The sequence below is a fragment of the Planococcus sp. SE5232 genome (assembly GCF_050686535.1).
In the GTDB taxonomy this organism is placed as follows: domain Bacteria; phylum Bacillota; class Bacilli; order Bacillales_A; family Planococcaceae; genus Planococcus.
The window spans coordinates 1,672,394-1,693,006 of record NZ_JBOGCP010000001.1 but is presented as its reverse complement, the minus strand read 5'-3'; the positions used below and the strand labels follow the sequence as shown (position 1 = coordinate 1,693,006).

The following is a 20,613-nucleotide window of genomic DNA, read 5'->3' as shown; positions in this document are numbered from 1 at the left end:
TCGAGAATCTTATCTCCTTTAGTGTAACCCAGATAACTCCTAATTTCATAGTGTACCGATCTATTTCTGAGAAACCTTAAAACTGATCGTAATGGAGATTCGGAAGTTGCTCTTGTCTTCTACATGATTTCCCTTACTATGTTATAGTAGGAATTGTATGATGTAATGGATTCTTTGAGACTTCACTTAGTCAATTTCCAATTATGGAAATGAGGAATTACCATGAAATTAGAAAGTATAACAGAAATACTGACTACCATACGCCAATACAATACTGCCATAATCATCCATACCTTTAGTAAAGATGGTATTTATTTGATTCGTGCAAGATGTATCCCATCAACTTCCACCATAGAACTTACTTTTCTCATAGAACAAAGAGTAGAGTTATTTGATTCTATTGCGGAAGCAGTGAAAATAGTAGAACTCCAAGTTAATTCACCCCACAATGCTTAACCCCTGATCTCTCAGGGGTTTTTTATGATTTTCTTGAAAATAGTGAAATATATTACTTTTCATGAAACTTGTCCCGGATGTACGTATAAATGAAAAGTTAAGCCTGACCCTGAAAGAGAGCTAACGTTATGAAGTTGAATCACATTAAGGATCTCCTATTAATCACCTGCCATTTCAACACTTCTTCAATTACACACACATTCGCTATTGAAGAAAGTGAAAATACGCTTAAAGTTAAGTGCATCAAGGACACATTCATCCTGGAGGTCACTTCCAGTGAAAGCCACAAAGTCGAATACTACACGTCGATCGATGAAGCGGCTGAAAGTCTTTTCAAGAAAATCTATTCTACTGACCTCCCTTAAAAGGAAGGTTTTTTTACTCACTGCATACTATGTGAATTCCAAGAAAAAAAGCATCCGGTTGGATGCTCTTTTAAACTCATTATTTGGTTGAGAAGCTGTTATACAGATTCTTAAGATATTTATCCGGATGGGGCATCGGATGATTTTTGCCTCTTTTGGTGTTTTTTTGGTAACTTTCAAAAGCCGCATTGATCAGCTCCCAATCTTCTGGGTAATCAATTTTAAAATTAGTCTTAAAAACATGCCAACTCATCTCTATACCATATTTTTTGATCATAGCTTCTATTTTTTTCTTTTTTGCGGGAAATACTGCACTGCCCATAATATCACTCTTTTCTCTTTTCAATATACAGTAAAATTGAAACTTTGAATATGGCTTACTTCACATCTTTTAACATACTACCCTACTACCCGGACAAATTAAAAAGCCGTCCCTCAGGACGACTTAAATAGTGAGATTTGAATGCCTTCAACGGATGGTGGGCGAAGAATGATGGAGCTTCCGACCTCTTCTACCGTGTAATCCTTTAAATATTCTTCTACATCTTGTGGATGTTCTGCCACTGCTTCTCTTATGAGTTCTTTGATGATCAACGAACTTCTTTTTTGATTCAATACTACCCCATCGACTGTAAGATTCACCTGAAACCCTCCTATGTATACATACAAGATAGCATAAATTTAATACCATTAAACGTATACAAGGACCTAATAATTTTTAATAAAAATGAATAATATTGATAAATTCGTATCTTTTGATGCATAAAGTGATTTTATAGTCCTATTTTTTCCTATATATCTGCCATTACCCACTCACAAAACACGATTTCCTGACAACGAAAAAACTACCCGAAATGGGTAGTTGGGGAACACTTCAGTTAGTCAACTTTCCTTTTCGAATGCCAGATTGTCAAATAACCCCGGCACCAGCCGATTAACTGCAAAGCTTTGCGTGAGTCCGCAGTGACCACATCCGGTGACCACTAATGGAAACTTGCCCGTTGTCGATTTCCCCAAAAACAGAAGTTCATCCACCATTACAGGGTCTTTGGTACCGCAAGCTGCGCATGTTTTGCTGACGCCTTTGGCATTCAAAGTTTTTGCGATGACTTCCAACTGATCTTTCGTGAGCCTCATTTTCATCTACCTTCCTTTCTTTAAAGAATTACCTACCCCAGCTTGTCGTATTCTTGGTTGATGAAATCCAGCATTTTGCTGAAGATGTCGTATTCGAACCATTCATACGAAGTATCCTGATTGTATTTTCCATCGTCCTTTATCTCCAGATTATTGGAAGACAGCTGAACAATCTGCGTATCATCGATATCGTCTTCCTGCTCCTTTACTTTTTGTTCTTTAAATTGCCTGCTTACTTTTTCAAAAAAAGCATCACGTTTTTGGCGGTCTTCAAATTCCCATGATTCGTACTTTCCACTGGATAAGATTTCTATTGAATAAACGCTGTTTGCCATCTGTATTCCTCCTAGTAAATTATGACTCCCTTTTTATCTCGGTTAGGAGCACTTTACCTCTTAATGGACCGAAGGAAACATTTTATTTGGAACAAGTTGACTTAATGACAGAAAAAGGCCGATGACTTTTCAGTCACCGGCCTTCAATTTTATTGGTCTTTCATCGCTTCGCGCGCTTCGGTCATTTGTTTCCAAACGGACCCTTTGGCGTCTTCACCCAGTTCGATGCGTGCGATCGCCATTTTAATCTGGAGCTTCACTTCAAACTCCGGATCCTCTTCTGCTTGCTTCAATGCAGGCAATGCTGCTTCTGTCCCTGTTTCATACAGGAACATCGCCGCTCTCCAGCGGACCAGCTTATTTTTATCCTTCAAGGTTTCCACCATAATCGGTTCGAATTCTTCAAAACCGAGGTCACTGATGGTATCCCCCGTTGTTCTGCGGACGGCCCAGCTCTTGTCTTTCATTGCACGTTCGACGTAAGGCACCACTGCTTTATCCTTGATGTCTCCAAGGAAAATAGCGGCTTGGCGGCGGATTGACATCTTTTCGTCATCTAACGCAAGAGACAGCAATGGAAGGTCGTCCACATCCGCTTCAATCATTTGATCGAGCAGCTGGAAACGGGTTTCCCAATCAGGCGCGTTGAATTCCTCTGCAGAAATCCTGCGGCCCCGTGGTGCTGCTTGTGCCTGCTCTGCCTCTTCTTTCGTAGTCAGCGCGTCCAGGCGGTCCTGCGGATAAGCCGCTTCGATTTCTTCCACCATGCTTTTGCCGATTTCGCCTTTGTCACCGTAACGGACGCCGTAATCGGCCCATTTACGCTGCAGCAGGTAGTTTTCCTCTGTCGGGTCCATGACCAGCTTCATAGCAGTGACAAATCGCTCCGGCATGCCAAAACGTTCTTCAGAGCTGTTATCGAAGACTTTGACCTGCAAGGGTATGCCTTTGAATTCCTGAACATGTACATAGACTTCACCGAAATGCTCGTCCATTTCGATTTCATCGCTTGAATGTTCCCGGTCTTCGCCAAAGACATTGCGGACCTGTGCCAAGATCGTTTCCCAGTCAAACTTCGAGATGCGCTCGACTGCCAAAAAGTCAGCTACGTGGTAGACGCCTTTGACTCCGTCAATCGAAAGCAATTCTTGAACTTCTTTCGGTGCACCTGCCAGATTTTCCTTGTTGTAATTGTGGCTTTTGCCAAATGGCAACTCCTGATCGATGATCACTTTCATCGTGTTTGGACTTGGCGTCGGTTCAATGGTAATGATTTTCACAAAAAATCCCTCCTGCAATTAATAGATCATGCTTCCGCGATTTCCTGAAGATGGGTCCACCGCTCGATCAATGCATCATAATCAGCCGTCAGTGCATTTACTTCTTTTGTCAGCTTCTGCAGTTTATCGTAATCTGCACCAGCCAGAGCCATTTCCTCTTCGCGTGCTTCGATTTTCGCTTCCGCCTGTGCAATCTTCTCAAGAATGCCATCGTAATCCTGCTGTTCTTTATAGGTCATTTTCATTTTCTTTTTCGGTTTCACCGGCTCAGGCACAATTGTTTCAACAAGCTCCTGTTCAGCCAGGGACACCGGATTGTTTTTCTCTTTGATGAACTCAGAGTATAAGCCTTGATATTCTTCAATTTTCCCGGTGCCTGTTGTCCATAATTTCCGCGCAATGCGGTCAAGGAAAAAGCGATCGTGGGAAATCGTAATGACGACGCCTGGGAAGTTTTCCAGGAAGTCCTCTAAAACCGAAAGTGTCTGGATGTCCAGATCGTTTGTCGGCTCATCCAGGAACAGGATGTTCGGCTGTTCCATCAATAGTTTCAAGAGATACAGGCGCTTGCGCTCGCCGCCCGACAGTTTGCCGATTTGCGTGCCATGGCCATTCGATGGAAACAGGAAGCGTTCAAGCATCTGCGTTGCAGACAGGCGAACTCCTTTTTCAGCTTCAAAATCACTGGATGTTTCCTGGATATATTCAATCATCCGCTGGGACTCATCCATTTCCGGCAAATGCTGTGTGAAGTGGGCGATTTTCACCGTACTGCCATATTCCATCTTACCGGTAGTCGGTTCCAGTTCGCCAGCCAACATCTTCATTAAGGTCGATTTGCCGGCGCCATTTGGCCCGACGATGCCGATGCGGTCTCCACCCTGCAATAGGAAGTCAAAACCACTGAAGATCTGCTTGTCGCCGAAAGCGACACCCATGTCCTTGCCTTCAATGATTTTCTTGCCAAGACGCTGGCTTTGCATCGACAGTTCCAAAGAAGTATTGTCGTTTTCTTTTTGGACATTTTCTTTAATTTCATCAAAACGCTGAATCCGCGCTTTTTGTTTGGTTGAACGCGCTTTTGCTCCGCGTCGAATCCATTTCAATTCTGAACGGAAGCGGTTTTCGAGTTTTTGCTGAGACGAGGCGTTCATTTCGTCTCGAATCGCTTTGTTTTCCAAATAGTCTCCGTAGTTCCCTTTATGGGTGTACATCGTCTGATCTGCAATCTCGAAGATATGTGTAGAAACGGCATCGAGGAAATAGCGGTCATGGGTAACAAAAAGCATGGCTGAACCCATGCGCAATAAAGTTTCCTGAAGCCATTCCGTTGAAACGGCGTCCAAATGGTTGGTCGGCTCGTCCAGAAGGATCAGGTCCGCTGGTTCGATCAATGCTTTAGCAAGGGCGACACGTTTGCGCTGGCCGCCCGAAAGCTCGCTGACCACTTGGTCGTACATGTCGATCCCCAGTTTGGATAAAGCTGTCTTGGCCAAGGCATTGATGTCCCAAGCATTCTCCTGCTCCATTTTTTCCTGGATATCCATTAACTCGTCCTGCAATTGAGTAGAACTTGAATCGACCATCATATTTTTCAAAGCATTCTCATAGGCGCGGTTTAAGACCAGTATCGGTGAATCACCCGAGAACACTGTTTCAAGAACTGTCAATGACTCATCGAATTCCGGCTCCTGCATCAAATACGTAATCCGGTATTTCTTCGGATGGTCCATAACGACCTTATCAGCATCCATTGTTCCTGCCAAAATGGACATCAAGGTCGATTTCCCTGTTCCGTTTACGCCGATCAATCCGGCGCGTTCTCCTGGATACAATGAAAATTCGACATCCTTGAATAATGTTTTGGCTCCAACTGTTTTTGTTAATTTCGTAATATTTAAGTGGCTCATTTATTCCCATCCGTTTCTGTTTGTAGTTGCTTTAAAAAGGATAGCATAAATTCATGGCGTTCTTCAGCCATCTGCTTACCAGTTTCCGTTGTCATTTGATCTTTCAGCAGCAAAAGCTTTTCATAGAAATGCGTAACGCTGCTTGTTTGTGCTTCCCGGTATTCCTGTTCCGTCATTGCTGTGCGTGCTTTTTCGTTCCAATCGTAGAGCTTCCGCCCTTTGGCTCCGCCATAGGCAAATGCCCGGGCGATGCCGATCGCTCCGATGGCATCCAAGCGGTCTGCATCCTGGACGATCTTCGCTTCAATGCTTGCTGCCGGCTTGCCGTTGCCGCCTTTGAAGGAAACCGAAGCAATGACGTCTTGGACCCTTTGCCTATGGATATCTGGCAGCTCCAGGCGATCCAGGATGTCCTGCTCCAAATCCTCTTCGGGTTTTTTGTATTTCGGGTCCGAAACATCGTGCAGCAGCACTGCGAGTTCGACAATGTACGCATCTGCCCGCTCCTGCTCCAATATGATTTCTGCATTTTTCAATACCCGCTCAACGTGCTGCCAATCATGGCTGGCATCGAACTGCTCATAGATTTTCTTCACTTCGTTACGGCATTGCTTGATTTTTTCCTGGTCCATGCTTCCGCTCCTATCGCCTGTTTCTTCTATTATAACCTGAAATGCCATCAGAATGCCTGTATTCCCAACGATTATTGACGTTTCGATAGGCTTCATGTATAGTATAGCCATCCATAACATGGCGTCTATAGGTCCATGGCATACTCAATAATAGGGGGAACTCGCATGCACCAGGGAACAGTGAAATGGTTTAACTCAGAAAAAGGTTACGGATTTATTGAGTATAATGATGGTGATGATGTATTTGTCCATTTTACAGGCATCCAGGGCGATGGGTTTCGGACATTGACCGAAGGCAAGACCGTGTCATTTGATATTATTGATGGCAATCGCGGACCACAGGCTGCAAATGTTATTCAAATCGATTCAGAATAATCCAATAGAAAAAAGCAGGGACGGAAATTCCGTTCCTGCTTTTTATTTTTTTGTCCGTTTAAACCCATGTGTAATTTTTTCCCCAGCTTTCACGTGCCAATGCTTCTATTTTCTCTACGTCTGAATCCTCAACCATAATCAGGTCGCCTTGTTCGTAAGGATTATAATGGAAGGCATACATCCGGGAAGTGAATTGATGGAAAGGCAAGGAAGATTCACCTTCCAGCTCCCCATTCCCCTGTACGCTCGTCAGAATTCCCTGGCCCCAATTCTGTCCGCTGTCATTATTCGGATTATAGAAGTAGACACGGTATTCACCTTGCGGATCTTTTGCTATCCGCTGAATCGATACGGCATGCAACCCTAAAAGATTGCCATGTACATTGGTGATGTAGATTCCCACAGGATTCGGGTAAATCATTTCATAACCTTCGTTGTATTCGGGATGATGGGTAGCATAGAACAACCGGACAAAAGCTGCATAGTCAGCTGCATAGCCGGTTAACGGGTCGATGATATTGGCAAAGCCACGGGAAATCCATTCACCGTAAAACTCAGGATTGACCCATTTATGACCATCTTCTCCCCGCAATATGGTTTTCTTCATCATTTCGTTGTAGATTTTGTCGAGATGAGGAACCAGTACGATGGAGACAGGATCCAGATCCTGATGAATTTCCTCGGCGACACCGCCGATCACCATATTGGAATGGATCGGTTCTCCTTCAAATGTCATATCGATATCATTTTCACGTACAGCACGGGCGATGTATTCAAGCAATTGGCCGATGCCGTGCTGAGCCCAGAGGCTCAGTGCTCTCGCCGACTGGCATGTCGGGTTCAACCCTTGGCCGATGCCAAGAGGCTGGCCGAGCACATTGATGACTCCCCCCACCAGTACACCGTTCGCAGTGATGCCGCCTTTTCTGAATTCCGGTTTCATCAGCAGCTGCTTCACTTCCGGCTGGATGTCGATTTCAAAAAGCCTTCTGAGTGCCGGCAGCAAAGGCTCCTGGGTCAGCACACCACGGTCCAGCATTTTCGACAAGCCATAAACCACTTTGCTCGTCTGCGGATGAACGGAAATTTGGATCATGTCCCGAATCAATTCCGGATTGGCGTTCAAACTCGCCTGGCCTTGTTCAGTCAAGCTTAAAGCATCACTCAATAGATGAGGATATTTCCGGTTGAGATAGCGCAAGAACACTGCATTGACCGGCGACACCAACCCGGTTTCGTTGATGGATTTTGCAAATGCCTGGGCTTCTTGCTGCAGGGTTTCTTCGCTTTCCTTCATCAATTGCAGACGATATGATTTCAAATCCGGGTACTGCTCGCTCAATGCAGTCGGATACGTAATGGCTTTCTTAAAATAAAGCAGCCGATTTTTGGTTTCGTCAGAGATGTTTTCATCAATCATGCGCGTAGCCGTTTCAATCATCAAGACGATCCGGTCCACCATGATGGGACGCTGAACTGTCAAACGCTCGATTTCCTCCACTAATTTCTCAGCGACCGCTTTATACGAAAGCTTGCCGCCGAGAAAGCGGAATAAGCGCTCGCCTCTTTCGAGATGCTCGCCCCCACCTGCTACTCTCGCTTCTTCGGTTTCCGGGGGAAACAGAAGATCCAAATTTAATGCCAGCACTTCATTCAGGAATGTGGCTGCTTCTTCAGCGGAAACTTCTGGATGTTCATACCTGCCTTCGGCTATTGAAAGCATACGCAATTCACTGAGCATCTCGACTACCGAATTGATGCCTTTGACCTTCAGAGCTCCTCCAACAAACGGAGCTTCAAGATTTGAGGCATCTGCCCAGGGACCTGCATGGAATACGCCCGCTTGATCGAATTGCTGAGCAAACTCATATATTTGGGCTAGCCCTTCTTCTGTGGAAGCAAGTTCAGTGGCCAATTGGAAAACCTCTGTCTGATACATACTTTTAGCGAACGGCTTTGCTTCTTCCAATGTTTGAAGCGCCTGTCCGAACTTGTCTTTCGTTGTTAATCCTGTTGACATTGAAATTCCCCCAAGCTATTAATGATAAAAATCGTAGTCTTCATATTGCTTCAGCAACTCTTGCATCCGATTGCTGTCATCTCCGAAAAAGAACAAGGTTCCATAATGATTTCCGAACCCTACGCGCTCTGCTACCTTGGAGGTGACCGGTATGAACAGGTCGTGTTTTTCGAAATATGAATCATTTTTCAGCTCTTCCGGAACGTCCAGCTTCTCAATAAGACGGACACGCGGATAAACCATTAAGCTTCCTGCATAGCCCTTCGCTGAAACGACTTCTTCAGGAAAGAAATTGTCCAGTTCTTCCGAAGGTGTGTCAGGATCGCTGCACAGAATTTGCGCCTGAAATGCATTAAAGCCATATGCCCGTTCAATCAAGTCAAAGATATGACCACCTGGCACACGCGCTGCCACTTCACCGAAATTTAACGTTCCATCATGGGAGATAAAGTATTCAGGATGGATGACGCCATATTGGATTTCAAATGAATCAACCAGTTTCTGTACCTGTTCGAGGATCTGCGGTCGCCATTCTTCAAGTGCGGGCGAGGCAGGAACGAAATTGGAATGTCCCAATCTCACATATTCCGTAATATTGAGGAACTTGACCTGGCCATCGTGTATGAACGCTTCACAGGAAAATTCCTGTCCGTCCAAATGGCTCTCCATGAGGTATGGAAATTCCTGATCACCGATTTTATCGATATCGCCAGCGTCCCGAATCATCATATGCCCCACTGTTCCCGCTTTGTTCAATGGTTTTATGTGGATCGGGTCGTTTAGGTCTCCGTCTATTTTAATCAAAGCATCGTTTACACGCTTCAGGAAACGATGAATGTCGTCTTTGGTGTAGGCTTCTTCAAAAACGCCCACTTTAATCCCTGACATTTGAGCTTTCCGCTTCATCAACCCTTTATCCCGCAGCAATAAGGAGCGGTTGAAGATCCGCGGATCGTCGAATAGCCTTGCATTCAAGGCTCCCGCCCATTCCACCGTTTCTTCATAGATGGGAACTGTCACTTTCGTGTCCATTTCTTTTAACCGTTCATAAAGTTCATCTGACCCTTCATTGAGCCGATCAAAATCCCAGCCGATAAAGTTGATGCCGTTCTCGTCCGCAAAAGCCTGGAAATCCGGTGGACCGACCACAACATAAGGCCTATCCAGCTTATCAATCGCTTCGATTGCGGGTAAACTCCACCCTAATAATGCCGTAAGCTTTTGTTGCTCGTTTGTTTCCGCCATAATAACACTCCTTAATCCTTAGTTTAGAAATCCGTGCATACTTTTACTATTACCCAGCCAAAGTATTCTAAACATGCAGATTATTCAATGTTTTTTGATTTCGGCAGCCAAAAAGAAGAAGAAAGAAAGAATTTCCAGACTGTAGACAAAGTCTGACCAAAATGTATAGCGGTGCATAATCCCCAACCGGTCCGTCCGCTTCCCTGTCCCACAGGAGTCTTCGTGGCCAGCCCGCTTGGAAGCGTGTCGCTTCAATCAAAGAAGAATGCCTGCTAGTCAGTTGCCGGAGAATGTTGCCGATACTTGGCTGTTGGAAAACAAATCGGCAGGGTAGCCAAAAAGAGAGCCCAGGACAGTTATCCTGTCCTGGGCTCTCTTTTCATTATTTATCGCTGGTTCCAACTTTATTGAGTTCATTTCCTAAAAATTGCAGCTGGGTTCCGACTGTGCAATTGCTGATGCAAAATCTGTGGGCAGCGGTTTTCCCTTCATCTTTGCGAAGTTGGGTTCTCACAAAACAGCCTTCACAGTATGTCGACAGCATTTCATCGATTTCATTGATAATAGAAACTTTTTTCACTTAGTCACCTCATAGCAAATCGTCATTTCCTCATTCTACTACGCATTTGTTTTTTATTGCAACAATAGTTATACTGACTGAGGACATTTTTACGGTACCAAGCGGTTCGCAAATTCCCGCTTTACCAAAACTAAGGAGGAAGTTTTTTTGTTTAATGAATTTTGGGGACTTGGCTTTGCCTTGTTCAATTTTGTACTGTTATTGATCATGTATAAGTTTTTCGGCAAGACCGGCTTGTTTGCGTGGGTAGCTATTTCCACGGTACTGGCCAATATCCAGGTCACGAAGACCATCGAAATTATCGGACTCACTGCTACATTAGGCAATAGCCTATACGCATCGACATTTCTGGCGACTGATATTTTGAATGAAAAGTATGGCAAAAAAGAAGCGAAAAAAGCAGTTTGGCTCGGCTTCTCCTCCCTGCTCATCATGGTGCTGGTCATGCAGTTCGGGATCAAGTTCATCCCTGCTGACAGTGATTTCGCGCAAGGCTCTTTGGAAACGATCTTCGGTCTTGTTCCGCAGATTGCCATCGGCAGCATGGTGGCATATCTTGCCAGCCAGCATTTGGATGTCATTATCTTCGGGGCGCTTCGCAAAATCTTTCCGAAAGACAGCCAATTCTGGATTCGCAACAACGGCTCAACCTTGTTGAGCCAGTTGCTCGATACCTTGATTTTTACATCCATCGCTTTTTGGGGCGTCTTCCCGTTCGATGTATGGCTGCAAATATTCATTTCGACGTATGTGCTGAAATTTATTGTGTCCATCATGGATACCCCATTCGGCTATTTGGCGAAAATCATGAAACCCATTGATGAAAAGTAGGTGATTCGATGCTGGAAGTGTTTGTGGATGCAGCGTCTGCTGGAACTCCTCAAGTCAGTGCAGTCGGTGTTTTCATTCGCGGCGAGGGCCATTTGATCCACTGGAGCGAATATGTGGGTGAAATGGACAATCATACCGCGGAATTCACCGCACTCGTAAAAGGGCTGGAGCTTGCAAAAGAGCTGTCATCAGGAATGGTGTCGATCAAGTCTGATTCCCAAGTTGCGGTCGATGCCTTTGAAAAAAGATCGATCAAGAATCCAAAGTTCAAGCCGCTCTTGGCCAGAGCACTGGAAATCGGCGATCAATTCGATTTCTGCTTTATCAAGTGGATTCCAGACTCACAGAACCGGGCGGCGGATGCACTGGCCAGAACCGAGCTTCGTGCACATAAGTAATCTGTCCCATCTGTGGCAGCCGTCCTTTATTTTTATGGACGGCTGTTTGGTTTCTATGCATACGCTGCAGCCAAAGTCTGATAAGATTGAGGTATCATCATTCATTGGAGGAAGCTTATGAGAACTAAACTTGGTACTGCACTCGATATTTTCATACTGGTCATCGGACCCTGGATCGTCTATACAAGGATCGTGGAAATGATGCAAAACGGAGTCTCTGTTTATCCGATGGTTTCGGTGGCTATCGTAACCGTTGCGGTGATTTTCTCCATCTATAACCTGTATTTACTGGTGGTGCGCAAACAGCAGGACAATACGAAAAAATAATTGGAAAAGAGGCTGTAATCGTGAAATCGGTTTTGTTTTATTTTATCCCGCTGCTGATTTTTGCGGTGATCAATAATGCGGTCGCTGCGTTGTCGTGGCCGCATTACCTAGTTTTGCTGCTGGCATTCCTGGTTTTCCAGCTGGCACGCATGCGCTATCCGAAAGACGCATTGCCGACGATTGCGAAAACCACACAAGCGGCCTTTTACATATTGACGGTTGCCACCATTTTCCGTGACCAGTTTTTAAGCCCGTTGCTCATTAATGTGCTGCTCGGGATCACTTTGGGCTTAGTCATCGTTGAAATTATCCAGACGAAAAAAAAGCCAGCCTGAGATGGCGAAAGACCATAGCCGGACTCGATTGATTCGAGACTGATTATGGTCTTTTTTTGTGCAGCCATGATGAACGGATTTGTTTTTTTGATTGGACAATTTTTTCTAAAAGGTTTAAGGCAGGCTAGTTTTCTTTATCTCGTAAAGTACCAAACGACTATCAGGACGACAGCAACAATGACCCATGTGAGGATGCGGATCAGATTCTGCTTTTTGCGGATTTCTTCCTGTTCTTTTACATCTTTCATAAATGGCATGAACTCACCTCCCTCAGTATATTATTTCCTATCAGCGTGTTAATCCATTAAGATGGAAAAAAGGAGGTTATTTCGTGAGAAAAATTCTACTCCCCTCTCTCTCCCTCTTCCTGTTGGCAGGCTGCAACAATGCCGCACCGAATCCGGAAGAAGCGACTGCTCCTTTCGAAGAGATTGCCACAGACCTTGAGGCTCCCTGGGCCATCAATAAAACCGGTGAAGAATTCTATATTTCGGAACGGTCGGGCAGTGTTGCCCATATAGCTGATGATGGTACCATGACGCGCCAGGAAGTCAACTTTTCCGATACGCTTTCCAGTGCGGCAGAAGCCGGATTTTTAGGCTTTGTTTTAAAGCAGGACTTTGAAGAAAGCCAGGAAGCTTACGGGTATTATGTGTACGAGCGTGACGGTGAAGATTACAATAAAATTGTTACGCTGCTTTTGGAAAATGGCCAGTGGCGGGAAGATGGAGTGCTGCTGGAAGGAATTCCGACAGGCAATGTCCACCACGGCGGCCGACTGGAATTGGATCCGGATGGAACCCTGTTCGCGACCATCGGGGATGCTTCAACTCCGGAGCTTGCGCAGGATTTAGGCTCTGTCAACGGCAAAATCCTCAAGCTGAATTCTTCCAATGAATTTGAAATCTATTCCCATGGCCACCGTAATCCGCAAGGCCTTGCCTGGGACGAAGAGACGATGTATGCTTCTGAACACGGCCAATCAGCCAACGATGAAATCAACATCATTGAAGAAGGAAACAACTACGGATGGCCAACCATTGAAGGCGAAGAGACTGAAGAAGGACTCGAATCTCCTCTCTATACGACCGGCTCCGCTGAAACCTGGGCCCCGAGCGGAATTACAATCCACAATGACGCACTTTATGTTGCTGCCCTCCGCGGGACCGCCATTAAAGTGTTGGACATAGATAACGCTGAAGTAACCGACTCGATTGAAGGCTTCGGCCGTGTCCGGGATGTACATTCTGATGGAGACTCGCTCTATTTCATCAGCAATAACACGGATGGCCGGGGAACGCCTGCTGAAGGCGACGATAAACTCTACAAACTGAATGAATAGCAAAAGGTGTATTGGCTGAGACCAATACACCTTTTCTTTTTTAGTTAAAAACAGTATACCGTTAAATGAATTTCACCATCAAATTTTCGTCGATATATTTTTCAGGCGTCTTCATCGATTTAATTTCCGTTCCGTATTTTTCAAAGCCCAGCCCTTCATATAAAGCGATTGCCGGCTGGTTTTCACTGGCGACCATCAAATCCAGCCGCTCCAATCCTTCCCAGTTCTCAGCAAACCGAAGGAGCTCCTGCATCGATCGCCAGGCAATCCCGTTGCCTCTTTGGCCAGGTGTCACGTAAACAGCAACCACTGATGCCCGGTGATTCAGCTTTGGCGTCCTATTTCGCACAAGCGTCACATTGCCGCATAAAGCGCCTGCTGTAAAAGCACCGAAAGTGACAGCATTCTCCAAAGCCAGGTTCTCCGCCGTCTTTTCAACCGGCCTTCTGATGGCATCTTCCAGTCTCGTAGCGAACGAATCCGGACTATCCCCTAAAGCTTCGATGCGCAAGTCATAGTATGCCTGTGCATCCGTAACATTCAATTTCCTGATTTCCATGGGCTGACATCCTTTTATCTGAATTCCTGTGTGACGGTGCCTTTGCCGTTGGAGACATGAATTTCCGCATAGGCACCATTGACAAAGATAATTTGCGGCGGTACATGGCCCAAGTCGATATCAAAAACAATCGGCAGATTAAGATCATCCGACAGATCCTGATACATCTTTTCGACCGTGTATCCCTCGACCGGCTCATTCGCCGCACTCCGTCCAAAGGCAATGCCGGCACAATCCTCAAACCACCCAGCGTATTTCATCTGTGTCAGTGACCGCTTTAAATCCGTCACCGACATTTCACAATTCTCCAGGTACCAGACGACTTTCTCGCCCGGGATGTGCTTGTCTCTGAAAGCCTGGAGTTCCCCGTACGGTGTTCCGATCAGGTGTCGAATCACATCGATGCAGCCACCCAGCAGCCGGCCTGAAAATGTTTCATCTGCACCTGAAACGGTTTTCCAGCTGGTAGGCTCCGTCAAATGAAAGACTACCGGTGATGGCTCTGAATGATTCCATTGTTTCTGGAAATACGACGAAGACTTTTGTTTTACGGTTTCTCCGGCTCCAGTCTTAAGAACTGACAGCCATTGTCCCGTGGTTTCATCACTCTTTTCGCCACGCAGATCCACAATATTGGTTCCATGGGCGGTGGCTAGTCCGGTGTTCAAGGTAATTGCCAGCAATAATAAACTGAGATCCGAATATCCCAGCACCCACTTGGGCTGAACTTTTGAAAAATCCAGGTATTCCAGTATTTCAATCAATAACTCACCGCCCCATGGCGGGAAAATGAAATCGATTTCCGGATCATTCATCATGTCCATGAATTCTTCCGCACGCTTTTTCGCGGATGCCGATTTGGCGAGTTCCTGCGTCCATGCAGTTTCTCCCGTTTCAATTCGGAAGCCATTTTTCTGCTGGCGGGCAATCGCCTGTTCCAGGAGAACGTGCTGTTCTTTCCCTACCCCCGAAGATGGTGCTGTAATTCCGATTGTTTTCAAGGTTTTTGCAGGATAACGAATCATCCAATAGTCCCCCTTTATGAGTTAAACGAAATAAAACAAAGAAAAGATCATTGCCATTAAAATAGCAGCGCCTGAACAGAACCATAGTGCATGACCCATCAATTCGAGAAAGCGGCTTGGTTCCTTATCCAATCTTTTCCCTTTAAATTGGGAGAAGTCAGGCGGTGTTTCTCTTTTTTGGTTAGTTTCCTTTATTTCCATCATTTTTGAATCTGTCGTCGGGTTCATAATGTTCCTCCTAAAATCAGTTGCAGTAAAATCAGTTTGTTGTCTTTCATTATACTAAACTTAACTTGAGAATAAAGTCCCCTTTTTCTACTTATTGGCATTTTTCAGAATTAAACAGAGCCATGTTTTGCGTGCAAGGACTCATACAGGGTATATTAGGAAAGAAGAGAAACGAAAATTGTAGAGGGGCTGAGTCGGATGAAAGTGTTGGTAGTCGGAGCAAATGGACAAATCGGAAGGCATTTTGTGAAAATGCTGGTAGATAGCGAAGAGCATACACCGAAAGCGATGATCCGCAAAGAAGAGCAAATCAGTTTTTTCAACAGTCTGGGAGTAGAGTCGGTATTGACCAGTCTCGAGGGCAGTGTGGAAGAAATTGCGGCTGCCATGCAAGGATGTGACGCGGTCGTATTCGCAGCGGGCAGCGGCGGCGGCACTGGTGCAGACAAAACCCTGCTGATTGATTTGGATGGCGCCGCAAAAACGATTGAAGCAGCGGAGCAAACCGGTACTGAACGCTTTCTCATGATCAGTGCCATCAATGCCGACAAACGGAATATGTGGAAAGAGGATATGGCCCATTATTACGTAGCAAAACATCATGCTGACAATATTCTGCGCGCCAGTGGATTAGTCTACACCATCATCCGCCCGGGTCTTTTGACGAACGATCCCGGAACCGGCAAGATCCTAGCGACAGAAAATCTGGATTCCGGAGAAATTCCACGGGAAGATGTAGCCCGTGTCCTACTCCAGTCACTAGCGAATGAACATGTCTATAACAAAACGTTTGAAATCATCTCCGGTGAAGATGACATCGTAGACGCGCTTAATAGTTTGTAGACACCTCAAAAATTCTAAAAAGGCTTTTGATCTTTTGATCAAAAGCCTCTTTGTCTATTTATTAGGATACCGTTTTCAGGCTTTTAATCCCAAGTACCAGCTGAAACACAAATGCAACCGAGCAGAGAATGATTGCGGCATAGCCAAGTCCGCCAATCGGCGTCATTTGGAAAGTTTGGATGACCAACAAGGCCATCATCAACGCAATGCCGAAATTCACAATATACGGCCGGTCATAATATTTCTTGGACGCGATTCCTACAAAAATTGCCACAGCAATAATCAATATCAACAAAAAACTCCCCATTGTTTTCCCTCACCCTTTTGCTTTGTCTTCCCTCATTCTAACATTTCCCCTATCGATCCGATAGAGTACCGGGAATTTTTTCATAGGCCAGCTTTTTGATGATCTTTCCCTGATTGGGATACAACTCCAGCAGCTCAGCCTGCCGCAATAATTCGAAATCCGCAAAGTCGAAGCCTGGTGAAACCATGCAGCCCACCAATGAAAAGCTGTCTTCTGCTTCAACTGTCGAACCGAAAATACTGCCTCTATCCACCAGTACCTGCGGCCGTTCTCCTGCTGCTATGTCCAGTCCCAATTTTTCGGCCCGGTAATTCCCATCAGCATCCAGGATATGCACAGTTACCGCACTGCCTGCGTGGAAATACCAAAGCTCATCGGATTTAAGCCGGTGAAAATGCGAAATGTCCTGTGACCTCAATAGGAAATAGATGCTGGTGTACAAATTCCTTTCAGCTGAGTGTGTCGCCAAGTTGATTTTTTCAGGCGAAACGAACGACTGCTTATAATACCCGCCTTCCGGATGCGCCGCCATATCCAAATGGGTGATCCAATCCTCTGCATTCATCATCTCCAGCTCCGTTCCTTATTATTTTTTCCTGCACCAAATTAATGAAACTTTCCAGCTCTTTAGACGTATCCATTATATAACATATCCATCTAAGTTGAACGATCGAAACCAGCTGAGAATTGTTAGTTCAACTTATATAATAAACCAAGGAGGAATAAAAGATGAATAATCATGAAATCGATTTTAAGCTGCACGGAGACGATATGCAGTTTGTGGAAGTGGAGTTGGATCCTTCCGAAACCGTCATCGCAGAAGCTGGCGCATTAATGATGATGGAAGACGGTATCGCCATGGAAACGATTTTCGGCGACGGTTCCAAAAGTTCTGGAGGCAGCGGTTTGATGGGCAAATTGATGGGTGCCGGAAAACGGATCATTACCGGAGAAAGCCTGTTCATGACGGCTTTCACCAATAATGGGACCGGCAAACGCCATGTTTCTTTTGCAGCTCCTTATCCCGGCAAAATCATTCCGATGGACTTGAGCATGCTGAACGGCAAAATCATCTGTCAAAAGGATTCCTTCCTGGCAGCGGCAAAAGGCGTTTCGATCGGCATTGAATTCCAGCGAAAACTCGGTGCCGGCTTTTTCGGCGGAGAAGGTTTCATTATGCAGAAGCTGGAAGGCGACGGGCTGGCATTTGTCCATGCCGGAGGCACCATCTACCGCAAGAACCTCCAAAAAGGCGAAGTGCTGCGCGTTGATACCGGTTGCCTGGTCGCGATGACAGGCGATGTCGACTATAATATCGAGACCGTTCCCGGCATTAAAACCGCCCTGTTCGGCGGCGAAGGCTTGTTCTTTGCTACATTACGCGGACCTGGAAGCGTTTGGATCCAGTCGATGCCATTCAGCCGTTTGGCCAGCCGTGTATTTGCGGCCGCTCCTCAAAATCCCGCCGGCCGTTCACAAGGCGAAGGCAGTGCCGCAGGCGGATTATTCGATCTATTAGGTGGAAGATAAACGAAAACAAAAAGCCGACTGTCCAAAATGGAATCAGTCGGCTTTTTCACGTCCAAAATCTAAACCATCACTTGCTGGTCTTCTGCTCGAACTGTATTTTAAATTGCAGCACTAGCTGGTTCCATTGGCTGTTCAGCTTCCATTTTTTTGCGGTTGAAGCCCATCAATCTCATGGCGTTCAAGATGACGATCAGGACACTCGCTTCGTGGATGAACATGCCGGAAGCCAGGTGGATGGATCCCATCAGCACACCGGCCAGCAGAACCGCCACAATGCCGACTGCGAAGAAAGTGTTTTGCTTCATATTGCGGATCGTCGCTTTCGACAGTGAACAAGCATGCGAGAACTGCATCAGTTTGTCAGCCATCAGCACGACATCCGCTGTCTCCATTGAAATATCGGTGCCCCCTTCGCCCATCGCTAGTCCGATGTCTGCAGTGGCGATTGCCGGAGCATCATTGACGCCATCCCCTGCCATTGCCACTGTATGGCCCTGCTCTTTCAATTGTTTTATGAAAGCCACTTTGTCTTCCGGCAGCAGCTCGGCATGGAACTCATCCAAGCCTAAAGCAGTTGCGACCAGCTCGGCTGTGTGCTGGTTATCCCCTGTCAGCATGACGATTTTTTTGATGCCGTCCGTTCTCATTTGAGCGAGTGCAGGAGCTGCGTCTTCACGGATTTGGTCGGCGATCGAGAAGATGCCGGCCACTTTCCCGTTTACAGCTGCAAAACTAGCCGTATTCCCTGCTTTTTCGCATTCTACTGCATAGTCCTCCACTTCTGTTGGAATGGGAATGTTTTTCGCTTTCATCAGTTTCCGGTTTCCGATCACCAAAATCTTGCCTTCTATATTAGCAGCCAAGCCATTGCCTTTAATGATTTCGACTTGGTCCGGCTCTTGATCGAGGGCTATATTCCGGCTTTTCGCTCTTTTGACAATGGTTTGGCCCAGATGGTGTTCAGATGCCATTTCTGCTTGAGCAACCAATCGAAGCAAATTCTGCTCTTCATGTGAATGGAAGACTTTGATAGCTGTCACTTCCGGCTTTCCTTTGGTCAAGGTACCGGTTTTATCAAAGACCAGTGTATCGACCTTCGAGAAGCGGTCCATGACTTCCCCGCCTTTGATCAGGACTCCATTTTTTGCGCCATTGCCGATGCCCGCTACGCTGGAGACAGGTGCCCCGATGATCAATGCACCTGGACAGGCAATGACCAGGAATGTAATGGCCAAATGGAGATCTCTTGTCAGGGCGTATACCACAATCGATAGGGCCACTACCGCAGGCGTATAGATGTTCGCGAATCGGTTCAGGAATTTCTCAGTCTTCGATTTCGATTCCTGCGCTTCTTCCACCAGTTCGATGATTTTTGCGAAAGTTGTATCATCTCCAACTTTTTCGGCGATGATTTCGATATATCCCGTATCGACGACTGTACTGCCATACACTTTGTCCCCGGGTTTCTTGGAGGCAGGGACAGATTCTCCTGTAATAGCCGCTTCATTCAATGAAGCGTGGCCAGTGACGATTTTTCCGTCAACCGGTACTTTTCCGCCAGTCCGTATCATCACCCGTTCGCCTCGGATAACTTCTTCCACCGGGACAGTCAAGGTGACTCCTTCACGGATGACGGTCGCTTCCTGTGGCGCCAGATCCACGAGGCTTTTCAGGGATGAACGGGTTTTCTCAAGCGTCCGCACCTCCAGATAGTTCCCGAACAGGAACAGGAAAGTGACAATTGCCGATTCCACGTATTCTCCGATAAACAAGGCCCCTATGACTGCGATTGTGACCAGCATTTCAATGCTGAAAGCTTTCATCCTCAATGCTTGAAATGCTTTGATGGCAATGGGGATCCCCGCAATGACCGTGGCGAGGATCAGCGTGAGCTGCCGCAAGTCATACTGGCCTGTAAAGTTTAAAACCAATGCGAGCACCAGTAGAAAACCGGCTCCAAACGTTATATTTTTTTGTTTTTGTGAATAAACGCAAACATTTTTCTTCATCTCCTCTTTCATTGATGTGGGAAGTTTTAGCCAAATTCTTTTTGGATATTGCTTTTCCTTATACTTCTATACTAAATCCAATGGAGTTTTTGCAAATTGACCCCCATCAAGTAAATGCAGATTTTCACATAGATAGTTAAGCAATAGATTTCAGGACTTGATGCATATCAAGGACGAGCCAAACTGGAGATTCTATACTAAAAGCAGAAAAAGAAAGGAGCGGTTCAAATGAGTAGAGTTAAATTTCAATTGGAACCCTTGACTTGCCCTTCCTGCATCAAAAAGATTGAAGGAAAAGTCGGGGAAATGGATGGCGTGGAGGAAGTGAAAGTGCTGTTCAATTTCAGTAAAGTAAGAGTGGATTATGACGAAGAACAGGTAGCACCAGAAGAGGTGAAGTCCGTTATCGAGAAGCTTGGCTATCCAGTAGTTGCCTAATTTCAGCCATTCCGAAACGATGAATTCAACGTCTGACTTGATGTGCGTCAAGTTCTTCTTTAGAGATGTTCGATAAACTAGAGATAGAAAGCAAGTCAGAAACAGG

Annotated in this window: 28 protein-coding genes; 11 read left to right on the top strand and 17 right to left on the bottom strand. The window is 45.8% G+C overall.

Features of this window, described 5'->3' with window-relative positions:
• Positions 1–222: 222 nt before the first annotated feature.
• Positions 223–456, top strand: a complete 234-nt coding sequence (locus ACRC6Q_RS08070) for a hypothetical protein (protein ID WP_223632495.1) — start codon at positions 223–225, stop codon at positions 454–456.
• Positions 457–584: 128 nt separating this feature from the next.
• Positions 585–821, top strand: a complete 237-nt coding sequence (locus tag ACRC6Q_RS08065; RefSeq protein ID WP_223632497.1) for a hypothetical protein — start codon at positions 585–587, stop codon at positions 819–821.
• 79 nt (positions 822–900) lie between these two features.
• On the opposite strand, the gene ACRC6Q_RS08060 is transcribed toward ACRC6Q_RS08065, so the two are convergent.
• The 7 genes from ACRC6Q_RS08060 to ACRC6Q_RS08030 all read right to left on the bottom strand — a co-directional run bounded on the left by ACRC6Q_RS08060 (position 901) and on the right by ACRC6Q_RS08030 (position 6,115).
• Positions 901–1,143, bottom strand: coding sequence for a hypothetical protein (locus ACRC6Q_RS08060; RefSeq protein WP_223632499.1), 243 nt, complete (start codon positions 1,141–1,143; stop codon positions 901–903).
• 113 nt (positions 1,144–1,256) lie between these two features.
• The gene (locus ACRC6Q_RS08055) at positions 1,257–1,463 is read right to left on the bottom strand and encodes a hypothetical protein (protein WP_431466206.1); all 207 of its coding nucleotides are present in this window, start codon (positions 1,461–1,463) and stop codon (positions 1,257–1,259) included.
• 240 nt (positions 1,464–1,703) lie between these two features.
• The gene (locus tag ACRC6Q_RS08050) at positions 1,704–1,958 is read right to left on the bottom strand and encodes a hypothetical protein (protein ID WP_431466205.1); all 255 of its coding nucleotides are present in this window, start codon (positions 1,956–1,958) and stop codon (positions 1,704–1,706) included.
• Positions 1,959–1,990: 32 nt separating this feature from the next.
• Positions 1,991–2,293, bottom strand: a complete 303-nt coding sequence (locus tag ACRC6Q_RS08045; protein ID WP_431466204.1) for a hypothetical protein — start codon at positions 2,291–2,293, stop codon at positions 1,991–1,993.
• A 149-nt stretch (positions 2,294–2,442) separates the two neighbouring features.
• Positions 2,443–3,573, bottom strand: coding sequence for a conserved virulence factor C family protein (locus ACRC6Q_RS08040; RefSeq protein WP_431466203.1), 1,131 nt, complete (start codon positions 3,571–3,573; stop codon positions 2,443–2,445).
• Positions 3,574–3,599: 26 nt separating this feature from the next.
• The gene (locus ACRC6Q_RS08035) at positions 3,600–5,483 is read right to left on the bottom strand and encodes an ABC-F family ATP-binding cassette domain-containing protein (RefSeq protein ID WP_431466202.1); all 1,884 of its coding nucleotides are present in this window, start codon (positions 5,481–5,483) and stop codon (positions 3,600–3,602) included.
• Positions 5,480–6,115 (bottom strand): HD domain-containing protein, encoded by a 636-nt coding sequence (locus ACRC6Q_RS08030; RefSeq protein WP_223632523.1) that lies wholly within the window; start codon positions 6,113–6,115, stop codon positions 5,480–5,482. Before ACRC6Q_RS08030 ends, ACRC6Q_RS08035 begins: the two co-directional genes overlap by 4 nt.
• Before the next feature lie 165 nt (positions 6,116–6,280).
• On the opposite strand from ACRC6Q_RS08030, the gene ACRC6Q_RS08025 reads away from it, so the two are divergent.
• Entirely contained in the window at positions 6,281–6,490 is a 210-nt protein-coding gene (locus ACRC6Q_RS08025; protein ID WP_006831634.1) for a cold shock domain-containing protein, read from the top strand.
• Between the two features lie 58 nt (positions 6,491–6,548).
• Here ACRC6Q_RS08025 and ACRC6Q_RS08020 read toward each other — a convergent pair whose 3' ends face one another.
• From ACRC6Q_RS08020 to ACRC6Q_RS08010, 3 genes are all read right to left on the bottom strand, one after another.
• A complete protein-coding gene (locus tag ACRC6Q_RS08020; RefSeq protein WP_223632527.1) occupies positions 6,549–8,510 on the bottom strand; it encodes a hypothetical protein in 1,962 nt (653 codons plus the stop codon).
• Positions 8,511–8,528: 18 nt separating this feature from the next.
• Positions 8,529–9,755 (bottom strand): ATP-grasp domain-containing protein, encoded by a 1,227-nt coding sequence (locus ACRC6Q_RS08015; RefSeq protein ID WP_223632531.1) that lies wholly within the window; start codon positions 9,753–9,755, stop codon positions 8,529–8,531.
• Positions 9,756–10,137: 382 nt separating this feature from the next.
• Positions 10,138–10,335 carry a zinc-finger domain-containing protein gene (locus ACRC6Q_RS08010; RefSeq protein ID WP_223632533.1) on the bottom strand — a complete coding sequence of 66 codons (198 nt, stop codon included), beginning with the start codon at positions 10,333–10,335 and terminating at the stop codon, positions 10,138–10,140.
• Positions 10,336–10,482: 147 nt separating this feature from the next.
• Here ACRC6Q_RS08010 and ACRC6Q_RS08005 point away from each other — a divergent pair, with 147 nt between their 5' ends.
• The 4 genes from ACRC6Q_RS08005 (at position 10,483) to ACRC6Q_RS07990 (ending at position 12,226) form a co-directional block, all read left to right on the top strand.
• Positions 10,483–11,166: a queuosine precursor transporter gene (locus tag ACRC6Q_RS08005; protein WP_298827766.1), complete on the top strand. Its 684-nt coding sequence runs from the start codon at positions 10,483–10,485 to the stop codon at positions 11,164–11,166.
• A gap of 8 nt (positions 11,167–11,174) precedes the next feature.
• Complete coding sequence (locus tag ACRC6Q_RS08000; RefSeq protein ID WP_431466201.1) at positions 11,175–11,564, top strand: ribonuclease HI family protein; 390 nt, start codon at positions 11,175–11,177, stop codon at positions 11,562–11,564.
• Between the two features lie 117 nt (positions 11,565–11,681).
• Positions 11,682–11,891 carry a hypothetical protein gene (locus tag ACRC6Q_RS07995; RefSeq protein WP_431466200.1) on the top strand — a complete coding sequence of 70 codons (210 nt, stop codon included), beginning with the start codon at positions 11,682–11,684 and terminating at the stop codon, positions 11,889–11,891.
• A gap of 20 nt (positions 11,892–11,911) precedes the next feature.
• Positions 11,912–12,226, top strand: a complete 315-nt coding sequence (locus ACRC6Q_RS07990; RefSeq protein WP_431466199.1) for a hypothetical protein — start codon at positions 11,912–11,914, stop codon at positions 12,224–12,226.
• Positions 12,227–12,360: 134 nt separating this feature from the next.
• Here ACRC6Q_RS07990 and ACRC6Q_RS07985 read toward each other — a convergent pair whose 3' ends face one another.
• Positions 12,361–12,483 carry a hypothetical protein gene (locus ACRC6Q_RS07985; protein ID WP_431466198.1) on the bottom strand — a complete coding sequence of 41 codons (123 nt, stop codon included), beginning with the start codon at positions 12,481–12,483 and terminating at the stop codon, positions 12,361–12,363.
• 74 nt (positions 12,484–12,557) lie between these two features.
• Between ACRC6Q_RS07985 and ACRC6Q_RS07980 the strand changes: the two genes are divergently transcribed.
• Positions 12,558–13,568: a PQQ-dependent sugar dehydrogenase gene (locus ACRC6Q_RS07980; protein WP_431466197.1), complete on the top strand. Its 1,011-nt coding sequence runs from the start codon at positions 12,558–12,560 to the stop codon at positions 13,566–13,568.
• Positions 13,569–13,629: 61 nt separating this feature from the next.
• Here the strand turns inward: ACRC6Q_RS07980 and ACRC6Q_RS07975 are convergent, their stop codons facing one another.
• Genes ACRC6Q_RS07975 through ACRC6Q_RS07965 form a run of 3 tightly spaced genes read right to left on the bottom strand, consistent with a single transcriptional unit; the run spans position 13,630 to position 15,380 of the window.
• A complete protein-coding gene (locus ACRC6Q_RS07975) occupies positions 13,630–14,127 on the bottom strand; it encodes an N-acetyltransferase family protein (protein WP_431466196.1) in 498 nt (165 codons plus the stop codon).
• A 14-nt stretch (positions 14,128–14,141) separates the two neighbouring features.
• Entirely contained in the window at positions 14,142–15,152 is a 1,011-nt protein-coding gene (locus tag ACRC6Q_RS07970; RefSeq protein WP_431466195.1) for a S66 family peptidase, read from the bottom strand.
• Between the two features lie 21 nt (positions 15,153–15,173).
• Complete coding sequence (locus ACRC6Q_RS07965; RefSeq protein ID WP_431466194.1) at positions 15,174–15,380, bottom strand: hypothetical protein; 207 nt, start codon at positions 15,378–15,380, stop codon at positions 15,174–15,176.
• 198 nt (positions 15,381–15,578) lie between these two features.
• On the opposite strand from ACRC6Q_RS07965, the gene ACRC6Q_RS07960 reads away from it, so the two are divergent.
• Positions 15,579–16,223 carry an SDR family oxidoreductase gene (locus ACRC6Q_RS07960; RefSeq protein ID WP_431466193.1) on the top strand — a complete coding sequence of 215 codons (645 nt, stop codon included), beginning with the start codon at positions 15,579–15,581 and terminating at the stop codon, positions 16,221–16,223.
• A 61-nt stretch (positions 16,224–16,284) separates the two neighbouring features.
• Here ACRC6Q_RS07960 and ACRC6Q_RS07955 read toward each other — a convergent pair whose 3' ends face one another.
• Together ACRC6Q_RS07955 and ACRC6Q_RS07950 are read right to left on the bottom strand one after the other, a co-directional pair.
• Positions 16,285–16,530, bottom strand: coding sequence for a hypothetical protein (locus ACRC6Q_RS07955; RefSeq protein WP_298827796.1), 246 nt, complete (start codon positions 16,528–16,530; stop codon positions 16,285–16,287).
• Between the two features lie 49 nt (positions 16,531–16,579).
• Positions 16,580–17,095, bottom strand: coding sequence for a cupin domain-containing protein (locus ACRC6Q_RS07950; RefSeq protein WP_431466192.1), 516 nt, complete (start codon positions 17,093–17,095; stop codon positions 16,580–16,582).
• A 164-nt stretch (positions 17,096–17,259) separates the two neighbouring features.
• Here ACRC6Q_RS07950 and ACRC6Q_RS07945 point away from each other — a divergent pair, with 164 nt between their 5' ends.
• Complete coding sequence (locus ACRC6Q_RS07945) at positions 17,260–18,060, top strand: TIGR00266 family protein (protein ID WP_431466191.1); 801 nt, start codon at positions 17,260–17,262, stop codon at positions 18,058–18,060.
• Positions 18,061–18,158: 98 nt separating this feature from the next.
• On the opposite strand, the gene ACRC6Q_RS07940 is transcribed toward ACRC6Q_RS07945, so the two are convergent.
• Complete coding sequence (locus ACRC6Q_RS07940) at positions 18,159–20,069, bottom strand: heavy metal translocating P-type ATPase (protein ID WP_431466190.1); 1,911 nt, start codon at positions 20,067–20,069, stop codon at positions 18,159–18,161.
• A 228-nt stretch (positions 20,070–20,297) separates the two neighbouring features.
• Between ACRC6Q_RS07940 and ACRC6Q_RS07935 the strand changes: the two genes are divergently transcribed.
• A complete protein-coding gene (locus ACRC6Q_RS07935) occupies positions 20,298–20,507 on the top strand; it encodes a heavy-metal-associated domain-containing protein (RefSeq protein WP_431466189.1) in 210 nt (69 codons plus the stop codon).
• Positions 20,508–20,613 lie beyond the last annotated feature (106 nt).